We start from the raw sequence: 13081 nt of genomic DNA on the forward strand, positions 1-13081 counted from the left end.
ATATATACCTAATAATTCTATATTATTAGGATGGTCAATGGGGGGGTTGATTGCTAGTAAAATTGCATTACTTTATCCAAAAAAAATTAGGGGTATTATCAGTGTTTCGTCTTCACCATGCTTTATAATGCATCGAAATTGGCCTGGAATTTCTAAAAATACATTGTCTAAATTCTACGATCAGTTAATATTAAATTATAATAAAACTATAGAAAACTTTATCGCAATGCAAATTATAAATTCAAAGTGTGTTACGCAAGAAATACAAACTTTAAAAAATCTTATTACATCTCAACCTAGCCCTAAAATATCAACATTAAAAAAAGGATTAGATTTACTATATTCGTCTGATTTAAGAAAAGAAATCGTCAAACTAAAAGTCCCTTTTTTAAGAATATATGGAGCTTTGGATAAATTAGTTCCAAAAGAAATTTCTAATCTACTAGATCAAAAATGGCCTAAAACTCAATCAGTAATAATAGAACATTCTGCTCATACTCCATTCATTTCCAATAAATATGAATTTTGTACTATAATATTAGAATTTTCTAAATATTTAAAGATCTTAAAAAAATAGCCATAATTATGCAGTTATTAACAGATAAAACCCTTTATGATTTATTAAAAAGAGAAATAATTATATTTAATAATTTTACCTAGCGCTAATAATTCAAATACTAAAACAAAATAAATTATCTAAAAAGGAATATCTTCATCATCAAAATCTAAAGTATTTGAACTATCATTTTCAGTTTTCTTTAAATCATAATTTTCTTTATTATTTTTTAATACATTTTTTTCTGATTGATGTGTATTGCTTTTTGTATATCCTAAAGAAGATAAATTATTTATATTACGACTACCTAACATTTGCATGGTGCCACCAATGCTAACTACTACCTCCGTAATATAACGATCTATTCCATTTTGATCCTGCCATTTCCTAGTCTGCAATGATCCTTCAATATAAACTTGAGAACCTTTTTTTAAATATTCTCCTGCAACATTAGCTAATTTATTAAAAAATATAATTCTATGCCATTCTGTTTTTTCTTTTATTTCTCCTGTATTTTTGTCTTTCCAGGTTTCTGATGTAGCTAAAGTAATATTAGTCACTGCACCTCCATTTTGCATGTATCGAACTTCTGGATCTTGACCTAAATACCCAATAAGAATAACTTTATTTACCCCTCTACTAGCCATAATGTCCCCTATCCTAATAAATTTATCAATTTTACTAATAACACAATACAAATTGTGTTTTAAATACACAAATAATATTAAATTAATAAATTAAAAGTATACCACGAATATACAAAATTTTTTTAAATAATATACAAATATTAACTCAAAATAATAATTTTATTATCTTAAAAAGATAAAATAAATTTTTAGCATATTTTAAACTATCATATAATAATAAATATATTAATAACGTACAGTATAATATGATTAATAATAATAAACCATTGACAATAATGTTTTATTTAATGAAAAATATAAAATACTTCTAAAAATAAATATGTAATTTATCACATGAAGAATATTTATAAATTTTCTGTTGCTCCTATGTTACACTATACAGATCGACACTGCAGATTTTTACATCGTCAATTTACAAAAACAGCACTATTATATACTGAAATGATTACTGAAAATAACTTTGTTTATTTTCAAAAAAAAAATAACATATCTACATTACACCACTATGAACATCCTATTGCTATTCAAATTGCCGGAAAAGATCCTGAAAAACTTAAACAATGTGCCGAAATAGCATATTTAAAAGGATATGACGAAATTAATTTAAACGTAGGATGCCCTTCTAAGAAATTAAAACAAGCAGGATTTGGAATATATTTAGTAAGAAATATTCCTCTATTAATAAAAATAATTGAAAAAATAATTAGTTCTGTTCCAATACCTGTTAGTATAAAAACCAGAATCGGTTTAGATGAAAAAGATGATTATTATTTCTTAAAAAACCTTATAAAAAAAACTTCACAATACGGATTGTGTAATAAATTTATCATTCATGCAAGAAAAGCATTATCACATAATATGAGCACTAAAGCTAACAGAACAATTCCACCAATACATTATGATATGGTATATCAACTAAAACAAGATTTTCCAAAATTAACCATTATTATAAATGGAAATATTAAATCAATGAAAGAATCTAAATTGCATTTACAATACGTCGACGGAGTTATGATCGGTCGTGCTATATACAATAATCCCATCATACTATCTCAAGTAGACTCAAAAACATTAGGGTTAAAAAAAAATACCTATATGAAAAACATTGTAAGAAATATGTATCCTTATATTGAAAAAGAACTATCCTTAGGAACTCCTCTACATCATATTTCTCGACATATTCTAGGATTATTTAATAGTATTCCAGGTTCTAAATTATGGAAAAAATATATAAACGATAATGTATATAAAAAAAACTCTGACATATCAATCTTAGAAACAGCACTAAAATTCATTAATGTAATATAGTAAACAATTCATTTAAAAAATTGATAAAACGATGAAAATTTATACGCATCAAATAATCTACTATATTGTTAATACAAAAATTATGCAAATTTATCTAAACAATACAAAAGTGTATTTAATTTAACAAAGCAAACTATTATTGCTGAATTGTTTTATCTTAAATCAAAAATGTAATTTAAAATTAAATCTTGGTGTTATACTAAAAATGTCAGAAAAAAAAATATTTAATAATAAAATTAGCGAACATGTTACACTTCCTCACTCTATAGAAGCTGAGCAATCTATCTTGGGTGGATTGATGTTAGATAATACACAATGGGATTGCATAACAGAAAAAATTACGGAAAACGATTTTTTTAGTTTACCCCACCGATTGATTTTCCGAGAAATGCAATGTTTACTAAATCGTGGATACCCTATTGATCTTATAACCTTATCAGAATCTTTAGAAAAAAAAGGAGAACTAGAAAACATAGGAAGATTTTCTTATTTAGCAGAACTATCCAAAAATATTCCTAGTACTGTTAATATATTAACTTATGCTGAAATAATTCGTGAACACTCTATTGTTCGTGAAATTATACAAGTTGCACATAAAATCATTAATATCGGATATGACTTAAAAGAGAAAACTAGTGAAGAACTTTTAAATTTAGTTGAATCAAAAATGTTCAATATTATAGAAAATCGTTTTAAAAAAAATACTGGGCCAAAAGGTATAGAACAAATACTAGATACCACTTTAAAAAATATCGAAAAACTATTTAATACACCTCATAAAGGAATTACTGGCATTAATACAGGATATCAAGATCTCAACAAAAAAACATCAGGACTACAACCCTCTAACTTAATCATTATAGCTGCTCGACCATCAATGGGGAAAACAACATTTGCTATGAATATTTGTGAAAATATTGCAATGACTTATGAAAAACCAGTTTTAATATTTAGTTTAGAAATGTCCGGGGAACAAATAATGATGAGAACATTATCTTCTTTGTCTCGAGTAAACCAAGAAAAATTACGAACAGGACAGCTAAACGACGAAGACTGGTCTAGAATTTCTAGTACTATAAATATCTTATTAAAGAAAAAAAACATGTACATTGATGATTCTTCCACTCTAACACCAACTGAAATGAGATCTAGATCACGTCGAATCTATCGAGAAAACAATGGATTAAGTTTAATAATGGTTGATTACTTGCAATTGATGAAAGTTCCATCTTTGATAGGTAATAGAACACTAGAAATAGCTGAAGTTTCTAGAACATTAAAAGCATTAGCAAAGGAATTACAAGTTCCTATAATTGCATTATCACAATTAAATAGATTATTAGAACAAAGAGGAGATAAAAGACCTATTAATTCCGATTTACGCGAATCTGGTTCTCTGGAACAAGATGCAGATTTAATTATGTTTATATACCGAGATGAACTATATCACAAAAATACAGATTTAAAAGGAATTGCTGAAATAATCATAGGAAAACAACGAAATGGACCAATAGGAACAATAAAACTAACATTTAATGGCCATTGGTCTCGATTTGACAATTATTCTAAATCTGAATACCAATAAAGAATAAAACTACTATTTTAACTTTTTAGAAAATAATCAATATAGTACTGATTTAAATACCATGAAACGAAAAAACAATATATGATTAATTACTAATAAATAAAAAATTAAAATAAAATGCTTAAAATATAATACATTCGTAAAAATATGTTTAATATAACATATGTAAATATTTTGTAAAAATAAAAACAAGAAATATAAACTATTTTAATACCTCATAAATTTTTAAATTATTTAGCTTTTTCATTTAAACTCAATTAAAATAATATTTTAAAAAATTTGTAGTATTAATTACATTTATTTGTAACTAAAATAGTGATATTTAACCAAATATAAAATACAAAAATTAAGTTGACAAAAAATATCTATCTCATTATTATTCAATGATATTTATCAATCTTTAACTCTATAAAACAATTACAAATTAAAACATTTACTACAAAAATCTAAAAATATTATTTTAAATTATTTTGAATAATATAAATAGAGCGACAATATAATTATGAAAATAAAATTAGGAATTATCATGGATCCTATTTGTTCTATTAATATAAAAAAAGATTCTAGCTTTCCTATATTAATAGAAGCTAAAAAAAGAGGATATTTAATATATTATATGGAGTTATTAGATTTGTATCTTAAAAATGATAAACCTTTTTCCAAAACTAAATTATTGTTTGTCAAAAAAGATGAAAAAAAATGGTTTAATTTTAAAAAATCAAATGATATTTCATTATTACATTTAGACGTAATTTTAATGAGAAAAGACCCTCCTGTTAATGAACATTATATTTACGCAACTTATATTCTTGAACAAGCTGAAAAACAAGGCGTGCTTATAATTAACAAACCAAAAAGCTTAAGAAATTTCAATGAAAAATTGTTCACTATTTTATTTCCTCAATTTATTCCTAATACTTTAGTTACCAGTGACATGTTTAAAATTTTTAATTTTATAGAAAAGCATAAAGACGTTATAATAAAACCATTAAATGGAATGGGTGGTCTATCTATTTTTCGAATAAAAAAAAATGATCCTAACACAATGGTAATAATCGAAACTATGACTAATCATGGAAAACAACTATGTATATCTCAAACTTATTTACCAGACATTAAATATGGAGATAAAAGAATACTAATAATTAATGGTAGTCCATTTCCATGGTGCTTAGCTAGATTCCCTAAAATTAATGAAAATAGAGGAAACATAGCTGCGGGTGGTTTGGGAAAAGTTCAAAAACTTACTTTATACGATTGGGACATAGCTAACTCTATTTCTAGTATACTAAAAGATCAAGAGTTACATTTTGTAGGATTGGATGTTATTGGAAATAAACTAACAGAAATTAATATTACTAGTCCAACATGTATTCAAGAAATTGAAGCTGGATGTAAAACATCAATAAGCAATATTATCCTAAACTCTATAGAAAAACGCTTAATAAAAAACCGTTCTTAAAACCATTTACTTCTTTAAGAAAAAACTATTATCTTATTAATTATACTAAGACTAAAATATATAATAATAGGAATTAAAAATGAAAATTAGTTTAAAACATCATTTCTTAATTGCTATGCCTGGTTTACAAAATCCATTTTTCAAACAATCTGTAATATACATATGTAAACATGACAAAAATGGAGCAATGGGCATTGTAATTAATAAACCCATTGAAAATCTTACAATAAAAAAAATTTTAAATAAATTAAATATTAACATACCTCCTAATGATTATATCAATAATTTAAATAAATCTGTCATCATTGGGGGTCCAATATCTGAAGATCGCGGATTTATTTTACATTCTTTTAAAAAAAAATTTGTATCTAGTATTTTGATATCAAAAAACGTTTTTATTACATCGTCTCGAGATGTTCTAGAATACATAGCTAATCATACAAAATCTAACAATATTTTAATGACATTAGGTCATTGTATATGGCAAAAAAACCAATTAGAAAATGAAATATTAGATAATATCTGGTTAACTGCATCAGCAAATAATAACATTTTATTCAACACTCCTTTATCCGAAAGATGGATTGAATCAGCCCGCAATATTGGAGTAGATATATTTCGATTAACTACAAACTTTGGGCACGCATAAAATGACTGTTTTAGCGTTTGATTTCGGAATTAAGCATATTGGGGTAGCAGTAGGACAAAACATAACAAAAACAGCACAATGTTTATCTTCTATAAAAGTAAAAAATGAAAAAATTAACTTACATACATTTAAAACATTATTTTATACATGGAAACCATACTATATAATTATTGGTTTTCCATTAAATATGAATGGAACCAGACAAAATATTACTACAAAATCAGAAATGTTTGCAAAAAAACTGTTTAAACATTTCAATATACCTTATTATCTATATGACGAACGATTAACAACTATAGAAGCAAAGACAATATTATTTGAAAGGTACGGATTTAAATCTTTAATAAAAACAACGATTGATTCTACTTCTGCTGTTATTATATTAGAAAGTTGGTTTAAAAATAATATGAGTATTTTCAATAATTAAATAAAAACATTTAATATTAACAGAACAAAATAGTAAAATAAAATATATATGAACGTAAAAATTACATAAATTTTTACATCCATATTTAAAAAAAGTTAACAACAAAATTCATAAAATTAACTATACTTATAAATGTTGTTTCAATTTTATATTCACTTGCTGTATCTTCCAAATACTATTTAACACATAAATAATAGCTCGTATAGAAGATTCAATAATATCAAGAGATGTACCTACTCCGTAAAAACTACGATTATTATATCGTACTTCAACATTTACTTTGACAACAGTACTAAGATTGTTTTCTTCTACTAATATATGAAAATTTTTTATAATAATGTTAATGGATGTTATCTTATTTAATACTTTATGTATTGTATACATTAACCCTTTTTTAGTAGTTTCCATCTCAGTACGTAACTGTGATCCACACATTAACTTTATTAATAGACAAGATATACCGTCCAAGTTTGATTTAACATTAAAATCTTTTAATTTAAAATATTCAAACGAATCTATTTCTGAATTAAAAAAAGCTAATATTTCTAAGTCATAATCAAATACTTGTCCTTTCTTATCAGCAAATTTTAAAAAAGTACTATATAAATCGTTTAAATTATAATCAACATTTTCTTTATATCCCATTTCAGACATATAATGTTTAACAGCAGCTCTTCCTGATCTAGAAGTTAAATTTAGTGTAATCGGTTTTAAACCTATTGTTTCAGGAACAATAATCTCGTAATTTTTTCTATTTTTCAAAACCCCATCTTGGTGAATTCCTGACGAATGTGAAAAAGCATTACTTCCTACTATTGCTTTATTAGACGGAATAGGCATATTGCATATTTCACTAATTATCTTGCTAGTTCTAAAAATTTCTTTATATTTAATATTAGTATATAACTGAAAAATATCTTTTCTAACTTTTATAGCCATAATAACTTCTTCTAAGGCAGTATTTCCAGCACGTTCTCCTATTCCATTAATAGTTCCTTCTATTTGTCTAGCTCCTGCTTGTATAGCAGAAATCGAATTAGCAACAGCCATACCTAAATCATTATGACAATGTACAGATATAATAGCTTTATCAATATTAGGAACTTTTTTATATAAAGAAAATATAATGCTTTGAAATTGACTAGGAATAGTATAACCTACTGTATCCGGAATATTAATAGTAGTTGCACCGGCATTAATTGCTATTTCTACAATACGACACAAATTATCTAAATTCGTTCTTCCTGCATCTTCACAAGAAAATTCTACATCGTCCGTATACTTACGTGCTCTTTTTATAGAACAAACCGCCATTTCTATTATTTCATTAAACGTTTTCCTTAACTTTGATGCTACATGTAAATAAGATGTACCTAAAAATATATGAATTCGAAATGATTCAGCACTCTTCATAGCTTCAGCTGCTACATCTATATCTCTATAAACACATCTAGCTAAACCACAAATTTTAGAATTTTTAATATTTCTAGCTATAGTACAAGTAGATGAAAAGTCACCAGGTGACGAAACAGGAAATCCTACTTCTATAATATCTATTCCCAATCTTTCTAAGGCAAATGCTATTTTTAATTTTTTTTTTGTGCTTAAACTTGCTTGTAAAGATTGTTCACCATCACGTAGGGTTGTATCAAAAATAATTAATTGTTGAGTCATTTATTATCCTAAAATTAAATATATTATATAATAATTCGTTTAGAAATTTATAAAAAATATAAAGTAACTACTATATCTATTTTTTAAAAAAATTATGTTCTTATATTATACATAATAATTAATATTAGAACTTTTTATGAAACAGTATTGAATCATTTATTAGAAGCACAATTTCAACTATTGAATTACTATTTTCAGTATATCTATATTAATACATATATACTATCATTTAATAAAATTAATATTATTCAAACTAAATATTAGAACTTTAACTTGTAATTGCTTCATACTATGCAATCATTACTTATGGAATATTATCTCATAAAAACTAATTACATTTTTTCTAATAAAATTATAAAAGTATTACAGTTTTTTGTTTATGACATTATAAAATATGTCAAATTAAACAAACTACGATATATTTTTTAAGAAATTTATTTAAAACTGATACAATTAATTATATTTACACATTCAAAATGTAATATATAACAAATACTTAAAGCATCACAACATCTTTAAAATATAAATAATATATAAACTAAAATTCATTAAAAACATTTAGAAAAGAAGGAATATTACTTTCATAATCTTCTATTTTTTTAATATGTTTCATAGTTAAATCTATATCATCTAATCCATTTAACATACAATATTTATAAAAATGATCGATTTCAAATATATAACGTTGATTATTTACTAACACTTCATTAGTTTCTAAATTAATTGTTATAGATAAATTAGAATTTTTTAATGCTAATCCGAATAAATAATTTATTATATTTTTTGATAATACTACAGGCAATAAACCATTTTTAATACTGTTACTATAAAAAATATCAGCAAAACTGGATGCTAAAATTGCTTTAAATCCATAATCTAATAATGCCCAAACAGCATGTTCTCTAGATGAGCCACATCCAAAATTTTCTCTCGACAATAAAATTGTCGCATGTTTATAACAAATCCGATTTAAAACAAAATTATAATTTAAAGTAAAAGAACAATCATCTAAATACCTCCAATCATTGAATAAATATTTTCCAAATCCCGATTTAGTAATCTTTTGTAAAAATTGTTTAGGAATAATTACATCAGTGTCTACATTAGATATATCTAAAGGGACAACTATTCCAGTATGACAAACAAACTTAGACATTATAACTTCCTATAAAAAATTCTATATTAATATCTTAATTTTCTAACATCTACAAAAGAACCATGAATCGCTGCAGCGGCAGCCATTAAAGGGCTAACTAAATGTGTCCTCCCTCCTCTACCTTGGCGTCCTTCAAAATTTCTATTGCTAGTTGATGCACAACGTTCTTTGTTACTCAAGTGATCTCCATTCATAGCTAAGCACATAGAACACCCAGAATGACGCCATTCAAATCCAGAATTGAGAAAAATCTTATCTAATCCTTCTAATTCTGCTTGCCTTTTTACCATACCTGAACCTGGAACAATAATAGCATGCACAGAACTAAATACACGCTTATATCGCACTATCTTTGCTATATCACGTAAATCTTCTATTCTAGAATTAGTACAAGACCCAATAAAAACTTTATCAATAGATATATCTGTTAAATACATACCAGGCTCTAATCCCATATAATGCAATGATTGCTCTGCACTATTTCTTTCTGAAATATCATTATAAGAATCAAGAAATGGAATTTTTTCGTCAACCGAGATAACTTGACTCGGGTTAGTACCCCAAGTAATTTGAGGAGATAAAGAAGATATATCAAACGTTATTCTCTTATTAAAGATAGCGCCTTCATCAGACTTTAAAGAACTCCAATATAATAATGCACTTTTCCAATTCTTATTTTTTGGAGCATGCTTACAATTTTGTAAATATTTAAAAGTAATTTGATCCGGAGCAATAATTCCTGACTTTGCACCCATTTCAATAACCATATTACATATAGTCATTCTACTTTCCATACTCAAACGTGAAATTAAATAGCCAGAAAACTCAATTACATATCCAACTCCACCAGATACACCTAACTTTCCGATTATGAATAAAATTATGTCTTTTGCTGTCACTCCATAACTCATTGTGCCATTTATTTCTATATTCATATTTTTAAAACGATTTTGTTTTATAGTTTGCGTCGCTAATACATGTTCTACCTCAGAAGTTCCAATACCAAAAGATAATGTACCAAAAGCTCCATGCGTAGAAGTATGCGAATCGCCACACACTATAGTCATACCTGGTAAAGTAATACCCTGTTCAGGTCCAACAACATGAACTATTCCTTGATCCGAATGGTTGAGATCAAATAAATTAATATTAAATTCTGTACAATTTTTTATCAATTCATACATCTGATTTTTAGCCAAATCAGTAGCACAATTTATATCTCTACTAATTGTTGGAACATTGTGATCCATAGTTGCAAAAGTCTTGTTTGGCTGTCTTAATGATCTATTTTTTAAACGTATTTCATAAAATGCTTGAGGTGAAGTAACTTCATGTATTAAATGCAAATCTATGTAAATAATTGGGGATTGACCCGGTTCTTCACATACTATATGAGCATCATATAATTTTTGGTAAAGTGTTCTTTTCATTTTTTTTTCTACAAGATAGTAATTTAGAAATAATATCACCGATTTCGCTAGTGCTAATAAACTGACCATTATTATCCGATATATCTTTAGTTCGATAACCCAAGCTTAGCACTTCATTTACCACGGAATCAATCATGTCGGCCATAATACTTAATTGAAAACTATATCGAATCAACATGCTGATTGATAAAACTAATGCAATAGGATTAGCTATATTTTTTCCTTCAATGTCAGGAGCTGAACCTCCTGCTGGTTCATATAAACCAAACTTTTTCTCATTTAAGCTAGCTGACGGCAATAAACCTATTGAACCAGTAATAACTGCACATTCATCAGACAATATATCTCCGAACAAATTAGAACATAAAATTACATCAAATTTATCAGGATTTTTAATAATTTGCATTACAGCATTATCAATATATAAATGAGACAACTTTACTTTAGGATATTCTAAAGATATACGACTAACTGTTTTTCTCCACAATACAGAAGTTTCTAATACATTAGCTTTATCAATAGAGGCAACATTACATTTTCTCGTTAATGCTAACTTAAAAGCAATATGAGCGATTCTTTCAATTTCAAACTGATAATATATTTCAGTATCAAATGAATACTTGTTGGAATTTTCGTATTTAGTGCCTTTGTGGTTACCAAAATAAATTCCACCTGTCAACTCACGTACACATAAGATATTGCAACCTTTTATAGCTATATCAGATCGAAGAGGGGATAAAAACTCTAATCCAGAGTACAGTTTAGCAGGTCTTAAATTTGCAAATAAATTAAAATATTTTCTTAAAGGCAGTAATGCTGCTCTTTCTGGTTGTAAATTAGGTGGTAATCTACTCCATTTTGGACCTCCCACGGCACCAAATAAAATTGCATCAGACTTCTTACATCCATCTAATGTCTCTTGAGGTAATGCAATACCATGTCTATCTATAGCAATACCACCAACATCATATTCTTTAGTTTGAATATCTATAAAAAAATCCTTTTGAAGTACTTTTAAAATTTTATATCCTTCCTTAATAATTTCAGGTCCTATTCCATCTCCGGGTAAAACTGCAATTTTATATTTTCGATTCATATATACTTATAATTACCTAAACTGAGAACATTCTTTAAAAACTATTCAAAAATATTAAAATGTTTCTGAATAACTAATAGTAGTTATTACCTTGTATTAAAACGTTAAAAATAACATATTTTAAAATAAAAATTTATATATTTATCAATATTATTATAAAATAATTAATATTTACTATATAATATTTTGTTTAATTATTAAAATAGTATATTTACAATAATCTTATAATAAAATCATATTCATGTTAAAAATACAAAAAAAATTAAATGACATACAAAATAATATCGTTTCTATAAGTTACGAATATGGAATAAATCCAAAAAACATAAAGATATTAGTAGTAAGCAAATCACGATCTATTGAAGAAATAAAAAAAGTAATTTTATGCAAACAATATAATTTTGGAGAAAGTTACGTACAAGAAAGTTTACTAAAAATTAATACATTTAAACATATTCAATGGCATTTTATTGGAAATATTCAATCTAACAAAATTCGCTTTATTTCTACTAACTTTTCTTGGTGTCACACTGTAAAAAATGAGAATACAGCTAAAATGTTAAATAAATATCGTTTTAACATGACTCCAAAATTAAATATTTTAATACAAATAGATATTAGAAACAATTTTATTACATCAAAATTAAATATAAATAATTTTAAGACATTAGTAAAAAAAATAACATTTTTAGAAAACTTAAATTTAAGAGGAATAATGGGCATGCCATATAAATGTATTAATTATAATGATCAACTAAAATCGTATAAACATATAAAATTATATTCTTCCATAATCAAAGACATACATCCTGAAGCGGATACTATATCCTTAGGAACTAGTCATGATATGAAAGCTGCTATAATATCTGGTAGTACATTAATAAGAATAGGATCACTAATTTTTAATTAATACTACTTTAAAAAAATACAACATTTTTTAAAAAATTAAAATTTAAATATTAGTACATATCACTTTAAATTTTTTAAGTTACATGAAATTTTTAAATTTATATTTAATAAATTTTATATGCTTTAATATATATAAAAGTTTGTTATTTTATTTAATATAAAAAATATTAAAAATAAATATA

General features: G+C 25.4%; 12 protein-coding genes. 7 read left to right on the top strand and 5 right to left on the bottom strand.

Features of this window, described 5'->3' with window-relative positions:
* Window positions 1-577, top strand: a 577-nt coding sequence (locus D9V73_RS02545) for an alpha/beta fold hydrolase (protein WP_187307823.1), incomplete at its 5' end; no start/stop codon positions are given.
* 119 nt (window positions 578-696) lie between these two features.
* Here D9V73_RS02545 and ssb read toward each other — a convergent pair.
* Entirely contained in the window at window positions 697-1203 is a 507-nt protein-coding gene (gene ssb / locus D9V73_RS02550; protein ID WP_158336708.1) for a single-stranded DNA-binding protein, read from the bottom strand.
* Window positions 1204-1536: 333 nt separating this feature from the next.
* Between ssb and dusA the strand changes: the two genes are divergently transcribed.
* The 5 genes from dusA to ruvX all read left to right on the top strand — a co-directional run bounded on the left by dusA (window position 1537) and on the right by ruvX (window position 6634).
* Complete coding sequence (dusA, locus tag D9V73_RS02555; RefSeq protein WP_158336709.1) at window positions 1537-2511, top strand: tRNA dihydrouridine(20/20a) synthase DusA; 975 nt, start codon at window positions 1537-1539, stop codon at window positions 2509-2511.
* 205 nt (window positions 2512-2716) lie between these two features.
* The gene (gene dnaB / locus D9V73_RS02560; RefSeq protein ID WP_158336710.1) at window positions 2717-4096 is read left to right on the top strand and encodes a replicative DNA helicase; all 1380 of its coding nucleotides are present in this window, start codon (window positions 2717-2719) and stop codon (window positions 4094-4096) included.
* 502 nt (window positions 4097-4598) lie between these two features.
* Entirely contained in the window at window positions 4599-5558 is a 960-nt protein-coding gene (gene gshB / locus D9V73_RS02565; RefSeq protein ID WP_158336711.1) for a glutathione synthase, read from the top strand.
* An 85-nt stretch (window positions 5559-5643) separates the two neighbouring features.
* Window positions 5644-6207, top strand: coding sequence for a YqgE/AlgH family protein (locus D9V73_RS02570; RefSeq protein ID WP_187307839.1), 564 nt, complete (start codon window positions 5644-5646; stop codon window positions 6205-6207).
* Between the two features lies 1 nt (window position 6208).
* Window positions 6209-6634: a Holliday junction resolvase RuvX gene (gene ruvX, locus D9V73_RS02575; RefSeq protein WP_158336713.1), complete on the top strand. Its 426-nt coding sequence runs from the start codon at window positions 6209-6211 to the stop codon at window positions 6632-6634.
* 126 nt (window positions 6635-6760) lie between these two features.
* On the opposite strand, the gene leuA is transcribed toward ruvX, so the two are convergent.
* From leuA to leuB, 4 genes are all read right to left on the bottom strand, one after another.
* Window positions 6761-8308, bottom strand: coding sequence for a 2-isopropylmalate synthase (leuA, locus tag D9V73_RS02580; protein ID WP_158336714.1), 1548 nt, complete (start codon window positions 8306-8308; stop codon window positions 6761-6763).
* 538 nt (window positions 8309-8846) lie between these two features.
* Window positions 8847-9464 (bottom strand): 3-isopropylmalate dehydratase small subunit, encoded by a 618-nt coding sequence (leuD, locus tag D9V73_RS02585; protein ID WP_158336715.1) that lies wholly within the window; start codon window positions 9462-9464, stop codon window positions 8847-8849.
* Window positions 9465-9490: 26 nt separating this feature from the next.
* Complete coding sequence (gene leuC, locus D9V73_RS02590) at window positions 9491-10894, bottom strand: 3-isopropylmalate dehydratase large subunit (RefSeq protein WP_158336716.1); 1404 nt, start codon at window positions 10892-10894, stop codon at window positions 9491-9493.
* On the bottom strand, window positions 10863-11990 hold the full coding sequence (gene leuB / locus D9V73_RS02595) for a 3-isopropylmalate dehydrogenase (RefSeq protein ID WP_158336717.1): 1128 nt from the start codon (window positions 11988-11990) through the stop codon (window positions 10863-10865). Before leuB ends, leuC begins: the two co-directional genes overlap by 32 nt.
* Before the next feature lie 241 nt (window positions 11991-12231).
* Between leuB and D9V73_RS02600 the strand changes: the two genes are divergently transcribed.
* Complete coding sequence (locus D9V73_RS02600; RefSeq protein WP_158336718.1) at window positions 12232-12900, top strand: YggS family pyridoxal phosphate-dependent enzyme; 669 nt, start codon at window positions 12232-12234, stop codon at window positions 12898-12900.
* Window positions 12901-13081: the final 181 nt, after the last annotated feature.

The sequence above is a fragment of the Buchnera aphidicola (Melaphis rhois) genome, assembly GCF_005080745.1.
GTDB lineage: Bacteria > Pseudomonadota > Gammaproteobacteria > Enterobacterales > Enterobacteriaceae > Buchnera_B > Buchnera_B aphidicola_AT.